The sequence below is a fragment of the Desulfobacterales bacterium genome, from assembly GCA_034003325.1.
Classification (GTDB): domain Bacteria; phylum Desulfobacterota; class Desulfobacteria; order Desulfobacterales; family JAFDDL01; genus JAVEYW01.
In genome coordinates this window covers 183,277-200,805 of the sequence record JAVEYW010000002.1, presented here as the reverse complement: position 1 = coordinate 200,805, position 17,529 = coordinate 183,277, and the positions used below count along the sequence as shown (strand labels likewise).

Annotated in this window: 18 protein-coding genes; 8 read left to right on the top strand and 10 right to left on the bottom strand. The window is 50.4% G+C overall.

From position 1 onward, the window contains the following. Window positions 1-24 precede the first annotated feature (24 nt). Together RBT11_02920 and RBT11_02915 are read right to left on the bottom strand one after the other, a co-directional pair. Window positions 25-135, bottom strand: coding sequence for a cold shock domain-containing protein (locus RBT11_02920; GenBank protein MDX9785704.1), 111 nt, complete (start codon window positions 133-135; stop codon window positions 25-27). 34 nt (window positions 136-169) lie between these two features. Then, window positions 170-514, bottom strand: a complete 345-nt coding sequence (locus RBT11_02915; GenBank protein MDX9785703.1) for a YajD family HNH nuclease — start codon at window positions 512-514, stop codon at window positions 170-172. Window positions 515-1,192: 678 nt separating this feature from the next. Here RBT11_02915 and RBT11_02910 point away from each other — a divergent pair. Together RBT11_02910 and RBT11_02905 are read left to right on the top strand one after the other, a co-directional pair. Next, entirely contained in the window at window positions 1,193-1,387 is a 195-nt protein-coding gene (locus tag RBT11_02910) for a hypothetical protein (GenBank protein ID MDX9785702.1), read from the top strand. Window positions 1,388-1,650: 263 nt separating this feature from the next. Next, a complete protein-coding gene (locus RBT11_02905; GenBank protein ID MDX9785701.1) occupies window positions 1,651-2,286 on the top strand; it encodes a vitamin K epoxide reductase family protein in 636 nt (211 codons plus the stop codon). A 39-nt stretch (window positions 2,287-2,325) separates the two neighbouring features. On the opposite strand, the gene RBT11_02900 is transcribed toward RBT11_02905, so the two are convergent. The 3 genes from RBT11_02900 to RBT11_02890 all read right to left on the bottom strand — a co-directional run bounded on the left by RBT11_02900 (window position 2,326) and on the right by RBT11_02890 (window position 4,889). Further along, window positions 2,326-2,718, bottom strand: a complete 393-nt coding sequence (locus tag RBT11_02900; protein MDX9785700.1) for a universal stress protein — start codon at window positions 2,716-2,718, stop codon at window positions 2,326-2,328. A 141-nt stretch (window positions 2,719-2,859) separates the two neighbouring features. Beyond that, the gene (pncA, locus tag RBT11_02895; GenBank protein MDX9785699.1) at window positions 2,860-3,468 is read right to left on the bottom strand and encodes a bifunctional nicotinamidase/pyrazinamidase; all 609 of its coding nucleotides are present in this window, start codon (window positions 3,466-3,468) and stop codon (window positions 2,860-2,862) included. Beyond that, entirely contained in the window at window positions 3,465-4,889 is a 1,425-nt protein-coding gene (locus RBT11_02890) for a nicotinate phosphoribosyltransferase (GenBank protein ID MDX9785698.1), read from the bottom strand. The genes pncA and RBT11_02890 overlap by 4 nt, the downstream gene beginning before the upstream one ends. A gap of 314 nt (window positions 4,890-5,203) precedes the next feature. Here RBT11_02890 and RBT11_02885 point away from each other — a divergent pair, with 314 nt between their 5' ends. Both RBT11_02885 and RBT11_02880 read left to right on the top strand, forming a co-directional pair. Continuing rightward, window positions 5,204-5,947, top strand: a complete 744-nt coding sequence (locus RBT11_02885) for a 3-oxoacyl-ACP reductase family protein (GenBank protein ID MDX9785697.1) — start codon at window positions 5,204-5,206, stop codon at window positions 5,945-5,947. A 41-nt stretch (window positions 5,948-5,988) separates the two neighbouring features. After that, a complete protein-coding gene (locus tag RBT11_02880) occupies window positions 5,989-6,327 on the top strand; it encodes a hypothetical protein (protein MDX9785696.1) in 339 nt (112 codons plus the stop codon). Window positions 6,328-6,360: 33 nt separating this feature from the next. Here the strand turns inward: RBT11_02880 and RBT11_02875 are convergent, their stop codons facing one another. The 4 genes from RBT11_02875 to RBT11_02860 all read right to left on the bottom strand — a co-directional run bounded on the left by RBT11_02875 (window position 6,361) and on the right by RBT11_02860 (window position 11,942). Further along, window positions 6,361-7,350, bottom strand: coding sequence for a rhomboid family intramembrane serine protease (locus tag RBT11_02875; protein ID MDX9785695.1), 990 nt, complete (start codon window positions 7,348-7,350; stop codon window positions 6,361-6,363). After that, a complete protein-coding gene (gene nadC, locus RBT11_02870) occupies window positions 7,347-8,210 on the bottom strand; it encodes a carboxylating nicotinate-nucleotide diphosphorylase (protein ID MDX9785694.1) in 864 nt (287 codons plus the stop codon). The genes RBT11_02875 and nadC overlap by 4 nt, the downstream gene beginning before the upstream one ends. Further along, a complete protein-coding gene (locus tag RBT11_02865) occupies window positions 8,207-10,867 on the bottom strand; it encodes a valine--tRNA ligase (GenBank protein ID MDX9785693.1) in 2,661 nt (886 codons plus the stop codon). The genes nadC and RBT11_02865 overlap by 4 nt, the downstream gene beginning before the upstream one ends. Before the next feature lie 193 nt (window positions 10,868-11,060). Further along, a complete protein-coding gene (locus tag RBT11_02860; GenBank protein MDX9785692.1) occupies window positions 11,061-11,942 on the bottom strand; it encodes a hypothetical protein in 882 nt (293 codons plus the stop codon). A 138-nt stretch (window positions 11,943-12,080) separates the two neighbouring features. On the opposite strand from RBT11_02860, the gene RBT11_02855 reads away from it, so the two are divergent. Continuing rightward, window positions 12,081-12,845 carry a 16S rRNA (uracil(1498)-N(3))-methyltransferase gene (locus tag RBT11_02855; protein ID MDX9785691.1) on the top strand — a complete coding sequence of 255 codons (765 nt, stop codon included), beginning with the start codon at window positions 12,081-12,083 and terminating at the stop codon, window positions 12,843-12,845. Window positions 12,846-12,857: 12 nt separating this feature from the next. Here RBT11_02855 and RBT11_02850 read toward each other — a convergent pair whose 3' ends face one another. After that, a complete protein-coding gene (locus RBT11_02850) occupies window positions 12,858-13,352 on the bottom strand; it encodes a DUF4124 domain-containing protein (GenBank protein ID MDX9785690.1) in 495 nt (164 codons plus the stop codon). Between the two features lie 279 nt (window positions 13,353-13,631). Between RBT11_02850 and RBT11_02845 the strand changes: the two genes are divergently transcribed. The 3 genes from RBT11_02845 to RBT11_02835 all read left to right on the top strand — a co-directional run bounded on the left by RBT11_02845 (window position 13,632) and on the right by RBT11_02835 (window position 17,515). Further along, window positions 13,632-14,741, top strand: coding sequence for an SPFH domain-containing protein (locus tag RBT11_02845; protein ID MDX9785689.1), 1,110 nt, complete (start codon window positions 13,632-13,634; stop codon window positions 14,739-14,741). 88 nt (window positions 14,742-14,829) lie between these two features. Further along, window positions 14,830-15,957 carry a hypothetical protein gene (locus tag RBT11_02840; GenBank protein MDX9785688.1) on the top strand — a complete coding sequence of 376 codons (1,128 nt, stop codon included), beginning with the start codon at window positions 14,830-14,832 and terminating at the stop codon, window positions 15,955-15,957. 163 nt (window positions 15,958-16,120) lie between these two features. Beyond that, a complete protein-coding gene (locus RBT11_02835) occupies window positions 16,121-17,515 on the top strand; it encodes a UTP--glucose-1-phosphate uridylyltransferase (protein ID MDX9785687.1) in 1,395 nt (464 codons plus the stop codon). Window positions 17,516-17,529: the final 14 nt, after the last annotated feature.

The following is a 17,529-nucleotide window of genomic DNA, read 5'->3' as shown; positions in this document are numbered from 1 at the left end:
TCGGCTGAAAAACGCACTATAAGCTCAAATAACCGTGACATTTTTTGCGGAAGGCTTTTTCCCTCCCGTTTCGATATCAAAAGTTACACGGTCTCCTTCTTTCAGCAACCGGAGTCTTATTACAACAATATGCATGCGCTTTGAAACCATAAAACAGCAGGGTTGATGTTCATCTTTTTTCCGTTTTATTTTTCAACAAGCCCGCCAGGGTCGCGAAAGGTCGATAGCTATCGGATTCCAGCGTGTCTTTCTCCATGGTGCTTCCGTCATAGGCCTCGGCAACCTCATGGCGCGAATGCTCATTATCATGGCAATAGATACACAACAATTCCCAATTACTGCCGTCTGGCGGATTGTTGTCGTGGTTGTGGTCTTTATGGTGGACAGTTAATTCTCGAAGTTTTTTCCCTTCAAATTCGCGGCCGCAGCGACCGCAAATTTTGGGAAACAACTTAAGCGCCTTTTCCCGGTATGTTTTTTCCAGTTCACTACGATTACGCCGCACCTCGGCAATAATCTGCTCCTGCCTGTCGACACCGGATGAACGTTTTTTTAATGTCATGCTATAGGCCTATAAGTTTAGATAACCATTTGAAAAGTTAAATAATTAAAGCGTACTCCATAACCATTCGATCGGGTTGGCAAAAGGTTTAAATTCAAGGGTGCAACTTCCGGCCGAGGGAATAATACAATCCACCGACATCAACCGCACCCAGTCGATATCCGGTTGTTTACAAGGTCGTCAATTTGCCTTTTATAAACCATCCCCCGGTACAGCGCAACGGTCTGCTGGGCAAGGGAGCAGGTTTTTTATTGAACTGGTGAAAAAACACAAAAAAAGATCAAAACCATCGATAATAACAGATTGACGCTTGTTGGCGCCTGATTGGCGCGCCGTTATCAATCGGTTCTTGCCATAAAAAATGGTGTGATGTCTCGAATTTAAATCGCTTGATGCTTCGGGGCGTTAGGTGCGCTTGAATTGCGGGAAATAGCGCCCCAAAAAGGGTCTCTATTTTGTTCCGAAAATTCGATCAAATTACGGAAAACAGTGTTTGACAGGGTATTAAGATTGCTTTATCAGTGCGCCTGTAAAAGAAAATGGAATGGTTCGGATACGAAAGGTGCCCGGAGATATTAGCCCTAAAGGCGCTGTCTCGTTGTTTTTACTATAAAAGGATGATTTTCCCGTATGTTGAAATTTGTTGTTCAGGCAAAAGATTCCCATGGGCATTGGCAAGACCATCAGGCGGCCTGGGACTATAAAGAGGCAAAGCTGCTGGAATCCGCGCTGCTTGAAAATGAGGCGGCCTGGAAGCGAAGAAATCAAAAAAGACTGACGCGAATCGTACCCACCGATCAAGCCAATTTTCTATATCACCTTTAAACAACGCGCGGTGTTTGTCATCCGGTAATACCATTTTTCCGACGCCTCCGCCGGATGACATTAGGCGTAATCCCAGCGTTTCAATCCAGTTTCCCCCGAATCGTTTTTCAGCAGCAAGGTCGATATCCGATTATCCCTGATTCCATGATGATGTTAATTTTTTTATCCCATGATTTTTATCTCCATATGGTGTATAGGGCGAGTTAGTCGTTCGTTTCAGGAGCATAAGATCCGTATCAATTTCACATTTAGGGGGTGTTGGTTTGCGGTCCAGATGGTTTGTGGCGATGGTTGTTTTTTTAATCCTCGGTTGCGGTGACTCTGTTTATCTGATTTATCATCATTACCAAGTTAACCTTTCAGAGCATGCGACGACGAGCTTTTGCGTTATCAACGATGTAATTGACTGCGACCGGGTGGCAAAAGGGTTTGGATCGACTCTTTTCGGCATTCCCGTTGCAACACTGGGGATGTTCGCCTATGTGTTTCTGCTGATTGCTTTTTTAGCGGAAAGGGTGATGCGACCTACCCTTTACCCCCACTTGTACTGCATTATTTCTTTAATTGTAACCGTCATGGTGATATTTGCCGCTTATGAGGCGTTTGTATCTTTTGTGATCATAAAAGCGGTATGCATCATGTGCGTTGCGCTCTATATTCTTACCATACTGATGATGATTGCCTGCAGGCGGGCGTTGACGACGTTAAACGGGAAAATAATCAAGACGCTTTATCATCTTTTTGTTCCGCAGATTTTATGGCCGTACGTGATTCGATTGGCAATGGTGCTATTGATCTCCGGCATGCTGACCGGGCTGATTGCCTATGGAACGGATCGATATTTGGTCAGTCATTTCATGCCGCCGGCACAGGATATGTTTTTCACGCCGACCGAGTAATCCCGATACTCTGGGAAGGCTTGATTTCGAGCACGCCGCCTATTTGACGACAATGACCGGACAATCGGCTTCCAAAATGACATATTGAGCGGTAGACCCCATCAGCAACTTGCCGATCTTGGATTTTTTTCTGGTACCGATAATAATTTTATCTATTTGGTTTTGCCTCGCAAAATCAACGAGATCCTCTCCGGGGGAGAGGCTTCTGGTAATCATGTGCGTCTCACAGTCGATTCCTTCGGCATGGAATTCGTTTTTTAGTCGTTCCAATGCCGCCTTGGTTTCTTCATATTCTTTTGCCTCCAATTCCGGTCCGTAGGGTGTCGAGGCAAGAATGTGTATCTTGGCGTTAAATGCATGGGCGTACTTTTCCGCCACTTCAAGGGCGCGAGGAGTTGCCTTCGAATTGTCATAACCAACTAAAAAGTTCATTTTGGCCTATTCCTGTGGCGGGTTAGGGGTTTTTATCCGCGATAATATAGTTATATTCAGGAAGTATGTCAATCGTAACCATCAGATAAGATATTCGATGCAGCGGCTTGTTTGAAAATAACAAAGCGGAATATCGGTGTGTCAACCAAGATCCCTTGATACCATAATTCGACACCCATCGCGCAAAAGGTCGTTTTTTGCGATGTCATAATTTTTTTCATTCAGGGGCTTAGCGGCATCTGCAATCAACGTCGCGGAAAAACCGCTTTTCAGGGCATCCTTGAGGGTATAATAGACGCAGATATCGCCGGCCACCCCGCAGCCGTAAATCTCAACAACCCCCTTCTCCCGGAGGTATCCCGAAAGTCCGGTGCTTCTGCGGTGCTGGTTGTCATAAAAAGCGCTGTAGCTATCGATTTCCGGATCGACGCCCTTGCGAAAGATCGCCTCCACAGGTCGGGTATCGAGTTTCGGGTGAAAGTCCGCGCCGAAAGTTCCCTGGACACAGTGGTCCGGCCAGAGCGTCTGGGAAATGCCGTTTAAATCAATGGTTTCAAAAGGCTGCCGACCTTTGTGATTTGAGGCGAAGCTTTTGTGCTGGGGCGGGTGCCAGTCCTGAATAGCCACCACGAGATCGAATTTTCCCGAAATCCGGTTGATCACCGCGATGATAGCATCTCCTGCGGGCACGGCCAGAGACCCGCCGGGCATGAAATCGTTTTGTACATCACCAATAATCAAGGTTTTCATCGCATATCCTCCTCGAAATTCGTTCTCTTGTGCTCGGCGATCAGGCGGTCCCGTTCCTTTTTGAGCCCGTCGCTGATACCGATCTTGTAGATATGGGGGTTTTCAAAGCGTTTGTACTCATCAGGCAGTTCATCGAGCCGGTTTTGCGAATACCGGGCAATTTCGTGCACGGATCGGGGCGGGGCTATCCGACGTCCTTTTTCCATGACCTTATGCAGCAGCGACTCCTTTGGGTATGCGCCGATAGCAAGCGATTTCAAGGGATCAAAGGGATGATGCATGTGGGCAATTTCCGTTTCTTCCAAAAGCGCCACCACGTCTGCCCCCAACAGATCCGTGCCGGTGCGAAGCCGGAAAACCTGCTTTCGGTGCGGCAGGGTGATTTTTTCAATCGATTCCGATAATTTTATGCGGGGCTTGGCATCAGCGTAAGCCAATTTATAAACCCCGTCCAAAGCGGCGTCCGGCTGACCGGTCACCAAGCTGGTACCAACGCCGAAAAGGTCGATAGGCGCTTTCTGATCCAGAAGGCTTTTGATCAGGTATTCATCGAGCTGGTTGGATGCCGCAATTTTCACATCATCAAGTCCGGCATCGTCGAGCATACGCCGGGCTTTCTTGGAAAGATAGGCCAGATCGCCGCTGTCCAGGCGGATGCCCTTAAGCTGTCGGCCCTGCTGTTTCATTTCGAGGCCCACAATAATGGCATTGGGAACCCCGCTGGCCAAGGTGTCGTAAGTGTCGACAAGGAGCACGCAATCATCGGCCCGGGATGCAGCAAAATGACGGAAGGCGGTCAGTTCGGCATCATAACTCTGAATAAAGGAATGGGCCATGGTGCCGGATACGGCGATGTTGTAATCCCGTCCGGCCCGGACGTTGCTGGTAGCGTTGAAGCCGCCGATGATTGCGGCTCGGCTTGCGTGATAACCGCCCAAGCCGTGGGCTCTTCGCAGCCCAAAATCAATGAGCGCGCGGTCTCCGGCTGCGATGCGCATTCGGCTTGCCTTAGTGGCGATCAATGTCTGAAAGTTGAGAACATTGAGAAGAAGGGTTTCAATGATCTGGGCCTGAATGATCTCGGCCTCCACGCTCAGCACCGGCCGGGTAGGAAAAACCAAGTCTCCCTCGCGTGAGCTGTTAATGGTTCCGGTGAATCGGAACTTCTCAAGATAGTCTAGAAACGTCGTATCCATGCCCTTTTGTCGCAGAAACGCCATATCTGTCTCATCGAAATGAAGGGTTTCAAGGATTTCAAGCAGGTCTTCCAGCCCGGCGAAAACCGCGTAACCGCCTTTAAACGGTATTTTCCTGAAAAAATAATCAAAAACCGCCGTGCGGTTATGGCGCGCTTTCAGAAAATAAACCTGGGCCATGGCGAGCTGATACTGGTCGGTGTAGGTGCCTGTAAAGTCAATCATGGCTTCCGTTTTTCCTGTGTTACGGGTTTCTCTTCATTCGGTATTCACGGTTTCCTCGGCAACCATATGGGCTGCGCCCACGCTTGTATCGAATAAATTCTTTTCGATATATTCGCTTGAGAATAATTGAGAATAGAATTAGCATCAGTTCTTTTTCAACAAAAAAAGTTTTCTACCGAATGGTTTCTTTGGCTAGAAAATTTTTCCTATTTTCAAATTGATTTAATACTATCAAATTGTTTTGTTTTTAATATTCGACAACTTACCATTTTTTAAATAATTTTTGGTTAAAGCACGATTTCAAGAGGAACCGCATGAAAAGATTAAAAAACCGCGTGGCTATCGTGACCGGTTGTGCCGGGGGCATTGGGCAATCCTTTTGCGTGGGGATGGCAAAAGAAGGCGCCAAAGTGGTCGCGACGGATCTGCTGAGTACGGATGAAACGGTTGAAAAAGTCAAATCGGCCGGCGGTGACATCTTGGCCCTACAGGTGGATGTCACCAGCGAAGACTCGACCCTGAAGATGGCTCGGCAAGTAATGAATCATTTCGGTCGGATCGATATTTTGGTCAATAATGCGGGTATTTATCCGGTGTCACCGTTCCAGGATATTCGCTTTGAGAACTGGAAAAAAGTGACGAGTGTCAACCTGGATGGCGTTTTTCTCTGTACCAAGGCGGTATATCCCCACATGATGGCCCAAAATTACGGCAGAATCGTTAACATATCATCTGTATCTGTCTTTTTAGGTTCCCCCTCGCTCACCCCTTATGTCACTACGAAAGCAGGTATCATCGGATTCACCCGGGCGCTGGCCTCAGAGGCCGGTGAATACGGGATTACGGTCAATGCCATTGCGCCGGGCTTGACCGCAACCAAAACCATGCTGGAAGGCTCACTTGGCGCCATTCTTGATAAAACCATCAAAATGCAGGCACTGAAACGCCGTTTGGAGCCGGACGATTTGCTCGGCGCCCTGCTGTTTCTTGTTACCGATGGCGGCGATTTTGTCACCGGCCAGACGCTTGCTGTAGACGGCGGGTTGACGCGACATTAAGGGGACGAGATACCGGAGGAAACTTCAGGAGGTTATGGAACATGAAAAATTGGCTTAATCGATTTGGGACAACGGTGATAATGGCAGTTTGTATCTGCATTTTTGGGGGCGAAATGACCGGCAATCGAATTTTGGCTGAAGAGTCGACCGTCACCATTACCGGACAAATCATGTCCGTCACCTATGGCGTGTGGAACCCCTTTGGCGGACGAAAAGCGACTCTCGTCATTCAGGATGCAAAAAGAAAGCAGCACATCGTGTATGTGGGCTTCAAGACATCCTATATACCGCACCGAACACCGGAATTAGGAGATTTGGTGACCATTATCTGTATTCGAACAGAAGGGGTTTTGGCCGGTCTGACGGTGAGCTATAATTAACAGTGCCGCTTTAAAAACCGGGTGTTCGTTATTTTATCGGGAAGGCAGAATGGTTTCCACCACGATGTTAAGATAAAAGTCCCCACGAATACCGTTGGGCAATTGCTTGCCGAGGCCTTTTAACCGCAGTATCGCGCCGTTCCGCGTGCCTTCCGGTATGCTTACCCTGAAAAGGCGGCGGGAATGCCCAGTGGGAATATTGATGAGCTTTTGCGTGCCGGCCATGGCCTCGTAATGGGTAATGCGAAGAGTGCCGTAAAGGTTCGCCGCTTCTTCTCCTCCGGCAGTAGGCCGGATCACCTGAAGCCGATCGCTGGTCTTTCGTGCCGCAGCCCTGCGAAACGCATCCCCGAGACCGGAGACCGGCACCTGCAAAAACAGTTTTATAAACAGCATGCCGAAAACAAATCCGCCCACATGCGCCCACCAGGCAATGCCGCCCGCGTTGCCGGCGCTGCCCGCCGCGTTAATGAACTGCATGAGAAACCAGAAACCGAGAAAGAAAACGGCCGGTATCTCAACGAACCAGGGAAAAATCAAAATGGGAATAAGCGTTAAAATCCGCGCGCCCGGATAAAGCAGAATATAGGCGCCCATCACGCCGGCGATCGCGCCGCTGGCCCCGATGATGGGAATATTGGAAGACGGATTGAACATAAAATGCGCGAACCCCGAAAAAAGGCCGCACAAAAGATAAAACATCAGGTACCGCAATGGGCCCAAGCGATCCTCGATATTGTCTCCGAAAATATAGAGTGACCACATATTGCCCAGCAGATGAAAAAACCCGCCATGAAGAAACATGAAGGAAACCAGCGAAATCGCCTGCTGCCCAAAGGTAAAATAATCGGAAAGTTGCGGAAGGGTATACCGGGCGGGCACGAGGCCGTAAAGGTAGGCAAAGCGATCCAGTCCCGGGCTTTGGGACGGTTGAAACAAAAAAATCAGCACGTTGATACCGATCAGGGCCGTATTGACCACGGGATACGTTTTAGAAGGGATCGTATCGCGAATCGGTATCATCGGCTGTTTACCCCGGGGTCCTTGGCCTTGATGCGCATACTTAAATCAACGCTTTTGGCCGAGTGGGTCAGTGCGCCCACGGAGATGATATCGACCCCGGCATCCGCCAGCGGTATCAATGAATCGATGGTTACATTGCCGGACGCTTCCACCAAGGCGCGCCCCTGAATTAACGTGACGGCTTCTTTTATTTCCGGCAGCACCATGTTGTCCAGCATGATGACATCCGCGCCGGCAGTTAAGGCATCCTGAACTTCCGTGAGATTGCTTGCCTCCACCTCGATTTTCACCAGATGGGAAATCCGCTGCCGGGCCGCCTTTACCGCCGGGCCGATACCGCCACATACGGCAATATGATTGTCCTTGATTAATACGCCGTCGTATAACCCCGTTCGGTGATTCTCCCCACCGCCCATGCGCACGGCATACTTTTCAAGGACACGCCATCCGGGGGTGGTTTTCCGCGTGTCCACGACACGGGTTTTTCGCCCCGAAAGCCGGTCCGCGAACGTCCGCGTAAGCGTGGCGATGCCGGATAAGCGCTGCAAAAAATTAAGGGCGCTTCTCTCACCAATTAATAACCCTTGCAAACTTCCCCTGGCCGTTAATACGACATCGCCGATATGGATTGGGTCGCCGTCCCGATACGAGGAGGAAATTTTGATGGCATCATCCAGCCGGGTAAACACGCGGTTCGCGATTTCCAGACCGGCCAGCACGCACGGTTCTTTGGCAACGATTTGCCCTTCCCCCGTCATTTCCGGTGAGATCAGGTTTTCCGTCGTGATATCGCCGTGGCCGATGTCTTCAGTCAATGCAGCTTCGATCAGGTGATCGATCGCCGGTGTCCAGAGGCTCATACGATTTCCTTAATTCTGGCCAGGTTCGCTTGAAGCTTGATTCGCTTTTCGGTTAACAGCGCATGCTTTTCCTTTACTTTTTCAACCACCTCCGGCGGCGCTTTGCCCAAAAACCCCTGGTTGGACAGTTTTTGGGTAAGGCCGCCAAGCTCGCCATCGAGCTTCTTAATCTCTTTAGCGAGTCGCTCGATTTCCAGGTCCACATCCAAAATACCGGATAGGGGCACATAAATCGTCGCATCATCCGTAACGGCAGTGGCCGAGGCGGGCGGACGCTTGCCTGCTATCGTGACGGAAAGCGACTTTAATCGGGCAAGCCCCTTGGCAAGAGACTCAAACTGCGAAAGGGTTTCCCGAACACCCGCATTCGAAGACTGAACCTGCACGTCCAAAGCCTGGGACGGCGGCAAGTTCATCTCGCCGCGAATATTTCGCACCCCGGTAATGAGTTGAATGAGCTGATTCATTTTTGCTTCCGCATCCGCATTCCGGACAATGCCGTTTAAATCCGCCGCTGCCAGCGGGTAAGCGGCGGTCATGATGGAGCCCGCATTCGGCAGAAGCTTGTGCCAAATCTCTTCGGTCACGAAGGGAATAAAGGGATGCAGCAGCACCAGTGTTTCCTGAAGCACCAGACGGAGCACGCCGATGGTGGCACGGCGGTCTTCGGGACTTTCCGGGTTATAGAGCACCGGTTTGATGGCTTCCAAGTACCAGTCGCAGAATTCATGCCAGGCAAACTGGTACAGAGCGCCGGCCGCATCGTTAAAGCGGTAGGTATCCAACGCGTTGGTTACCGTCTCGGTCACATGGCGCAGCCGGGATAAAATCCAGCGGTCCGGAACGGATCTTCGGTCGGCATCGTCGGCAATCGATGCCTCCACTTCGTGCATCATGGAAAAGCGCGCCGCATTCCAGAGTTTATTGATAAAGTGCTGATACCCTTCCACCCGGCGTTTGGACATTTTGACATCCCGGCCCTGCGCGGCAAAGGCCGCCAGCGTGAACCGAAAAGCATCCGTTCCGAATTCATCGATTATCTCCAGGGGATCAATCACATTGCCCTTGGATTTACTCATCTTTTTGCCTTCTTCATCCCGCACCAGGGCATGCACGTATACGTCCTTGAAGGGAACCGCTTTCATGAAGTGAAGCCCCATCATCATCATACGGGCCACCCAGAAAAAAAGGATGTCAAATCCGGTCACCAGCACCGAAGTGGGATAGAAGGTCTTGAGCAGTTCGGTTTCATCCGGCCAGCCCATGGTGGAAAAGGGCCACAGCGCGGAGCTGAACCAGGTGTCCAGCACATCGGCTTCCTGCACCGGATCAGCGGCGCCGCAACCCGGGCAAGTCGTCGGCGCGGTCATGGCAACCACCATCTCTCCGCAGGCCTCGCACGTCCAGGCCGGAATCTGATGGCCCCACCATATCTGGCGGGAAATGCACCAATCCCGAATATTGTTGAGCCAGTCAAAATAGGTGGCTTCCCAGAGGCTCGGAATGATTTTCGTCTCGCCATTTTTCACCGCGGCAATGGCTTTTTCAGCCAGCGGCTTGGCTTTTACAAACCACTGCCTGGACAGATTCGGCTCAATGATGGATTTACAGCGATAGCAATGCCCCACGCCGTGACGAATGGACTCGATTTTTTCTAACAGACCGATTTCTTTCAGCGCGGCCAGTACGGCTTTCCGGCACTCAAACCGGTCCAGTCCCTGAAAAATGCCGGCATCTTCCGTCATGCGGCCGTCATCCCCGATCACCTTAATATGGGGCAGGTCGTGGCGTTGGCCGATTTCAAAGTCATTGGGATCATGTGCGGGGGTTACCTTGAGCCCACCGGTGCCAACCGAGCGGTCCACGTAGGCATCCTTTATAATCGGAATTTTCCGGTTCATCAGCGGCAACATCACCGAATCGGTCGAAAGGTTCACATACCGCTCATCTTCGGGGTGAACGGCCACGGCCGTATCTCCCAGCATGGTTTCCGGTCGCGTCGTGGCCACCGTAATGCTGCCGGATTTGTCGGCAAACGGGTACCGGATATGATACATATTGCCGTCCAGCTCTTCATGCTCTACTTCCAGATCCGACAAGGCCGTATGGCATCGCGGGCACCAGTTGATGATATAATTGCCGCGATAGATGAGTCCTTCTTCATAAAGTTGAACAAATACTTTTCGAACCGCGCGGGAGAGCCCCTCGTCCATGGTAAACCGCTCGCGGTCCCAGTCACAGGACGCACCCATCCGTTTTAGCTGATGAATGATGGCACTGCCGGATTTTTCCCGCCATTGCCAAACCGCTTCAATGAATTTTTCTCTTCCCAGATCGTTTCGGGTCCAGCCCTCCGCCGCCAGTTGTTTTTCCACGACGTTTTGGGTTGCGATACCGGCATGATCCGTTCCGGGCATCCACAACACATTATCACCCCGAAGACGACGATACCGGCACAGAATATCCTGCAACGTATTATTCAGCGCATGTCCCATGTGCAACACGCCCGTGACATTGGGCGGTGGTATGACAATGGAATAGGCTTTCCGGTCACTGCTTTCTTGGGCAGAAAAAAGGCCTTCCTGTTGCCAAAAAGCGTACCATTTTTTCTCCACCGCATGGGGTTCATACCCTTTGTCCAAAGAATCACTACTCATTTGAATCTACTCCTTAATCCGCTCTCAGCTGGGCGCAAGCGCCATTAGCTGAACACGCAGCCTTCTATCCGGCGGCGTTATACACAACCTTTAAATAAATGAAAAGGGGATTATCGGCCGGCAACAGGAATGGGGGGCTTGGTGGTTATGCCGTTCGGCCATCCGGCATTTGCCGGATGGCTTGCGTACCGGTTTATTCCATATCGGACAAATTGCTTGCCAAAAGTTTTTTCAGGCGTTTGATTTCGTTTGTCACCGCTTTTTCAATGGCTGCCGTAAGCAGGCGGTACATTTTTTCGCCCAGCATTCTTTCTATTACCCGTTCAAGCGCCGCCTCCACTTGAGTGTTGGAAACCGGCAACGTTGCAAGCTGGTTCTCGTCAGACGCATCCGCCAAGCTCATTCCCATTGCGCCTACTGCCGCTTTATCCGCCGCTGCTTCCGCATCTATCGCCGCATCCAATGCTTCCCCAAGTTCAAAGCCGTCTTCAAGCAGATCTTTTGCGCGGGGGGCAAGCGCACTTTCTTTCGGCGGAATAACCTTGTCCGATTCAGTGCTTTCATCTTCAAGCAGCATCAAAATATCTTCCATGTCGGCATCACCTTCAGCCGCTTCCGCAGGCACGGTGGCCGGCTCTGAAAAATCCTCGCCGGGCGCCGCTTCACTTAACTCCAGAATATCTTCATCGTTTTTCGGGGCCGGGAAGGACAATGCTTTTTGGGAACGCCTGATCCCAGCACTATCGTTCACGGCCGTTATCGGTGTTTCCTCCGTAAGGTCCAAAATGTCATCATCATCATCGTCTGCAACCGCTGTATCCGAAGCCTCCTCCAGCAATTCGAGAAGGTCCATATCGTTCACTTCATCCGGTAACAATACGTCTTCGGTCAAATCAAGAATATCGGCCTCGGATGCGCCGACCGCCGGCTCGGGGGAAACTTCCTCGTGAAGCATGATAATGTCGCTGTCGCCTGTCTCCATAGGCGCGGCTTCGTCCGTTAATTCAAGAAAATCATCCTCCTCGGAAAACATTTCCTCCTTGGGTGTTTTCTCGAAATTTCTTTTTTCGTTCATGAAACCCCCAATGTCGTTATAAAGCTTGTGCGGAAGATAAAAGCAAGCCCTTAATAATATTTTGAAATCTGTACCATAGGGTGCCCGGTGTGTCAAGACGGTTTGCATTTCCGTTTGTTTGGGTGTAATAAGCTGATTATGCGACGCTTTTTCATTGATCCCACTACCGCCGAGGGCGATACCGCATGCTTGTCGGAGACCGATTCAAGGCATATTCGCTCTGTTTTGCGCCTTAAACCGGGTGCGCCCATTATTCTTTTTGATGGTGCGGGCAAAGAGTACACCGCCCGCGTGACGGACATCGCTCAAGATCGCGTCTCCGTCTCAATTCTCGATCGCAGATCCTGTGCTTCGGAATCCCCCGTCCATATCACCATCGCGCAGGCCTTTTTAAAAGAGAAAAAAATGGATACCCTGATCCGGTCACTAACGGAGCTCGGCATCAACCGAGTGATTCCGTATTTTGCCCATCGATCCGTCCCGCGACCGGAAGGTCACAGGATAGATGCCCGGGCCGAACGGTGGCAAAAAATAATTCGGGAGTCTTTAAAGCAATGCCGCCGAAGTCATGCGCCGGAAATGATCGCAGCGGCTTCTTATGAAGAAGTGATCAGGCTGAGTGCGCCATGCGCACTAAAAATCGCTTTCTGGGAAAAAGCGGTTGACCCCGTACCGACGTCAATATTCAGTCCGGATCCCGAGCGGGGAAAACAGATCTTTATTTTACTCGGGCCGGAGGGTGGCCTGACTGAAAAAGAGATAGAAACCGCAACCGCCGCCGGGTTTGTGACCGCCACGCTGGGCCCCCGCATCTTGCGGGCTGAAACAGCCGCCCTGGTTGCATGCAGCCTGATGCAATATATCTTCGGCGATTTGGGCGGACAACCGTGGCGACCGGCATAACGCCGTCGGTATCTAAGGCTGCAATTCAAGACGTTTAATTTCCGCTTCTATCTCAACCATTCGGGTGTGAATCGTTTGTTCCTTTTCTATCAACGCCTTTATGTAAGGGCGGTTTTTATATTTTCTTTTATTTCTTCTTGACTGAAACCCTTCATCGTCATCTATCGCCTGCTTTTGCGTTAATAACCTCTGATATTCCTTTTCAAGCGCGTCTTTTCTTTTTTTGAGTTCCTTTTTCCGAGCAATTTGCTCTTTTTGAATTGCATCCTCGGCTTCCCGTTGCTGATAATCAGATTCTGTTGTGGGTTGGGCACTGTTATCCGCCGGAGCGGCATATTGATATTCGTTTTGTTCCATGACCTCCAAACGCTTGTTTTCCGGAACCGTTGTCAGATCATTGGTGTAATGCATCACTCCGTTATCATCAACATATCGGTACATTTCAGCAGCCGCAGGAAACGCCACCCATAACCATCCGCTTAACATGAGAAAAAATACGGTCTTCATTGGCTCACCCGCAATAATCAAATGATTGAAGCCATCACCCCTTTGGGTAATGCCCGTTAGCCGACTTTTATGCCATCACGCTTCCTATTTTTTACTCGCCCTAATCGCAAAAATCAAACCTTATGCCGAATAAGGGGTACACCAGCTTGACATGCCCGGCCGTATTTGTAATGATCGCAGCCAATTCATCCTGAAATGACCACTTTGTCTTTTATATTTCAAAGGATTTCACCAGATGTGGGCTGTCTGATATCACCAACCTGCAGAGGATGACCTTCCATGAATAGTAACCACCTTGTGTTTCTTGAGAATATCGAATGGCTGGATGACTCGGGCCGCACCCTGGTTCAACGGTTTCCGGAAAAAGGCTCTGGGGAGATTAAGTATGGCGCGCAGTTAACCGTTCGGGAAAGCCAATCAGCCGTTTTTTTCTATCAGGGCAAAGCGATGGGCGTGTTTGGACGGGGCCGGCATACGCTTAAAACAGCCAATATTCCCATATTGACCAAAATAGCCAGTCTTCCCTGGGCCATGAGCAGCCCCTTGCGGGCAGAAGTGTATTTCGTAAACTTGAAGGTGTTCACCAATTACACCTGGGGAACCAGGGATCCGGTCGCTTTCAAGGATTCGCAGCTGGGACTGATACGGCTCCGCGCCTTTGGTTTGTTTAACTTTCAGGTGTTTCAACCCGTTTTGTTTATCAACACCATGGTGGGAACCCAAGGTCTCTTTACCACGGATGCCGTCGAGGAATATCTAAGCCGGGTTATTCTTTCACGGTTTAACGATTTTATGGGAGAAAAAATCGACTCCATTTTGAACCTGCCGGCCCGGTATGATGAACTTTCAGAAGGCCTTCAACAACGCCTATCCGAAGATTTTGTCCATTTCGGCCTTCGATTGACGCACCTCTACATCAATGCTGTCACGCCGCCACCGGACGTGCAAAAAGCCATTGACGACCGCAGCCGTATGGGCGTCTTTCAGGACATGGACAAGCTGATGAAGATGAAAGCCGCCATGGCGATGGAAAAGGCGTCCGAAACCGAGGGCGGCGGCATGGGAATGGCCATGGGGTTTATGATGCCCGCCATGTTCAGCCGGTATTTCGAAGGGACTACGACACCGGACGCCGCCGCGGGTTTTCACTGTCCCGAATGCAACCATTCGGTGCCCGGGGACGCCAAGTTCTGCCCCGCCTGTGGGCATCAGATTGTGGTGTTCCGGCAATGTCCGAGATGCGGTAAAAATCTCACCCCCACGGCCCGGTTCTGTTCCCGTTGCGGTCATTCGGCAGAAGAAAAATTGCCCCCGAAACATTGCGTGCATTGCAGCGCCGAACTCTTGCCTAACACGGTTTATTGCGGTCAGTGCGGAGAGAAGAATTAGTCTTTTTATCGAACATCAATGCCCCCAGTGCGGCGCTCCGGCTATACTTAGCGATGCGGAGCGGTTGTTTCAGTGTGACTACTGCCGGGTGAAATCATATTTAACCACAACCGGATACTTCCGGTATGCCTTGCCCCATGCCGCACCCGCGGAAAAGGAACTGCTTTATTTTCCGTACTGGCGATTTAAGGGGATGGTGTTCTGGTGTCTTCCGGAAGGAATTCAAAATCGTTTTGTTGATGTGAGTCATCAGGCCGTGCCGGCCGAGGCCTTCCCAATCTCTTTGGGCCTTCGAAGCCAAGCATTGCGGTTGCGGTTTGTGACAATGGAAACTCTCGGAAAATTCATAGCGCCCACCTTAACGCTTAAAGCGTCCATGAACCTTCTAAATATCCGGTTCGATGCCGGGCATGCGCACCGCGCAATATACCGGGTCGGAATCGGTGACACAACCAGTCTGATTTATGCGCCTTTTTATTTGGAAGACAAACTCTTTGATGCGGTCCTTAATGAACCGATCGCCACACCGAAAGGGTTCGACGTTTCAGCCCTGATCGGCAAACATCCCGCTGGAAATTATCATTTTATTCCTGCCTTGTGCCCGCAATGCGGGTTGGACTTGGTTGGGCATCCGGAGTCACTGGCTATCGCCTGTTACAACTGTCGAACGATCTGGCAAGCCAAAGGCCGCAAGTTTGAAAAAATTACCGTTTCTTTTCTTCCGTGGCAAGGGGATAACGCTGTCTACTTGCCTTTCTGGAGAATTAACGCTGCGGTTTCGGGCATTGCGCTCGACTCTTATGCAGACCTGGCCCGATTGGCCAATCTACCAGCAGTTGTAAAGGCGCGGTGGGAAACGCTGCCATTTTATTTTTGGGGACCAGCGTTTAAGGTGCTGCCTCAAACTTATCTGCGCTTGCTTACAAACACTACCCTGGCCCAACCCCTTGACGCCCTCTCTCGGGGTATGCCGGAAGGGACGATTTATCCCGTTGGGGCACCGCTTTCCCAAACCCTCGACAGCCTTATGGTTGCTCTGGCCGGCCTAATAAAACCCCATCGGACCTTTACGGAAAATTTGAACCGGATTCATGTTGCACCGCAAAGCTATTGTTTGGCATATCTGCCGTTTCAGGAGACGCATTATGAATTCGTTCAACCCCGAATGAATCTGGCTGTAAACAAGAATCAATTGGCCATGGCGAAAAACCTATAGTTTCATTCTGTTGTGCGCTGAAAAAAACGTAAAAAAACGGTTTTTACCCGTCAGCCGTGAAATTAAGTTCCTGTTTGACATGCCCTCTTTTTTTGAATTAAGTTAGACGAACAGAAATAACCCCTCCCATTGTGCATACCTGAAGGAAGGAAATAGCAAAATCATGCCTGTTGCAGATGCTGTCCCGAATTATCTAACCGAATGTATTGAAAAAATGAAGGCGGAAGGCCTTTCGGACCGAATCATCAACACCTTCTCCTTTTATTACCTGCAAGTGGTCAACGGCGCCGACGGTTTGTTGTATGAAAAAGATATTGAGCCCTTACACATTGATGAAATTGAGGAAGATGATTGCCTGGCGGGATGCAAAGAGGTGGGGGCACAGGTCATGCCACGGACTGTTCGTATTGTTTTAAACGGTGGTCTGGGAACCACCATGGGGTTAACCCGCGCCAAGTCCCTGATTCATGCCAAAGAGGGGCTTTCTTTTCTGGAAATTTTGCTGGCGCAGGCAGATCTCGGTCATACCGCGCTTTGTTTTATGAACAGCTTCAGCACCCATGAAGATACATGCGCGGAAATCATGCGGATAAAGCCGGCCCGAAAACCGCGGACGTTTCTTCAACACAAATTTCCGAAAATTTCACAAAAAGATTTTCGACCGGCCAAATGGCCGCTGGATACCAGGCTGGAATGGAACCCTCCCGGGCACGGGGATGTCTATATCAGCCTTTACTCGTCCGGATTACTGCAGCAACTACTGGATGAGGGCATTGAATATGCGTTTATTTCCAACTCGGATAATCTGGGGGCCGCCCTTAATCTTAGAATGTTGGGGTACTTCTCTCAACATGAGGTGCCGTTCATGCTCGAAGTGGCCCGTCGAAAACCGTCCGACGCAAAGGGGGGACATCTAGCCCGCCACCGGAACGGGCGAATGATTTTACGCGAAACCGCCCAGTGCCCGCCCACGGAAAAATCATTATTTCAAGATATTAACCGGTATCGATTTTTTAATACCAACAACATCTGGATCAATTTGTCCTTTTTAAAGACGCTGATTGAAAAAGAGGGGATCGTTCCTTTGCCGCTCATTTTAAATTCAAAGCCCCTTGATCCCCGGGATGAGACCAGCCCGCCTGTATATCAGGTGGAAACGGCTATGGGGTCGGCGATCTTTCTTTTTGAAGGCGCTACAGCGGTCTGCGTACCCAGATCCCGCTTTCTGCCGGTGAAATCCTGTAATGATTTACTCGCCATTCGTTCAGATCGCTATTTGCTCACATCGGAAAAAAGCCTGGTCCAAAATCCAAACGTGCAAACCGAGTCGATTCAAATTGACCTCGATCCCCGTTTTTTCGGTCGAATCGACGACTTTAACCGACGGCTCGGTCGGGGCACGCCGTCGCTGCTCGCGTGTGATGCCCTGAGCATCACCGGCGATGTTTCATTCGGCAAGAATGTCACCATTATCGGAACGGTTGCCATAAATAATCCCGGTCCGACTCCGTTTGTTATTCCGGATGACACCATTCTGGAAAACGAGTTGATTCAATAGCGCTCCGGTTTTAT

Bases quoted from the DNA above. Each gene is read 5' to 3' on its own strand.
- RBT11_02850 (MDX9785690.1), bottom strand. From the start codon at position 13,352: ATGAAGACCGTATTTTTTCTCATGTTAAGCGGATGGTTATGGGTGGCG.
- RBT11_02865 (MDX9785693.1), bottom strand. From the start codon at position 10,867: ATGAGTAGTGATTCTTTGGACAAAGGGTATGAACCCCATGCGGTGGAG.
- RBT11_02875 (MDX9785695.1), bottom strand. From the start codon at position 7,350: ATGATACCGATTCGCGATACGATCCCTTCTAAAACGTATCCCGTGGTC.
- nadC (MDX9785694.1), bottom strand. From the start codon at position 8,210: ATGAGCCTCTGGACACCGGCGATCGATCACCTGATCGAAGCTGCATTG.
- RBT11_02890 (MDX9785698.1), bottom strand. From the start codon at position 4,889: ATGATTGACTTTACAGGCACCTACACCGACCAGTATCAGCTCGCCATG.
- RBT11_02860 (MDX9785692.1), bottom strand. From the start codon at position 11,942: ATGAACGAAAAAAGAAATTTCGAGAAAACACCCAAGGAGGAAATGTTT.
- RBT11_02855 (MDX9785691.1), top strand. From the start codon at position 12,081: ATGCGACGCTTTTTCATTGATCCCACTACCGCCGAGGGCGATACCGCA.
- pncA (MDX9785699.1), bottom strand. From the start codon at position 3,468: ATGAAAACCTTGATTATTGGTGATGTACAAAACGATTTCATGCCCGGC.
- RBT11_02920 (MDX9785704.1), bottom strand. From the start codon at position 135: ATGCATATTGTTGTAATAAGACTCCGGTTGCTGAAAGAAGGAGACCGT.
- RBT11_02880 (MDX9785696.1), top strand. From the start codon at position 5,989: ATGAAAAATTGGCTTAATCGATTTGGGACAACGGTGATAATGGCAGTT.
- RBT11_02885 (MDX9785697.1), top strand. From the start codon at position 5,204: ATGAAAAGATTAAAAAACCGCGTGGCTATCGTGACCGGTTGTGCCGGG.
- RBT11_02900 (MDX9785700.1), bottom strand. From the start codon at position 2,718: ATGAACTTTTTAGTTGGTTATGACAATTCGAAGGCAACTCCTCGCGCC.
- RBT11_02910 (MDX9785702.1), top strand. From the start codon at position 1,193: ATGTTGAAATTTGTTGTTCAGGCAAAAGATTCCCATGGGCATTGGCAA.
- RBT11_02835 (MDX9785687.1), top strand. From the start codon at position 16,121: ATGCCTGTTGCAGATGCTGTCCCGAATTATCTAACCGAATGTATTGAA.
- RBT11_02845 (MDX9785689.1), top strand. From the start codon at position 13,632: ATGAATAGTAACCACCTTGTGTTTCTTGAGAATATCGAATGGCTGGAT.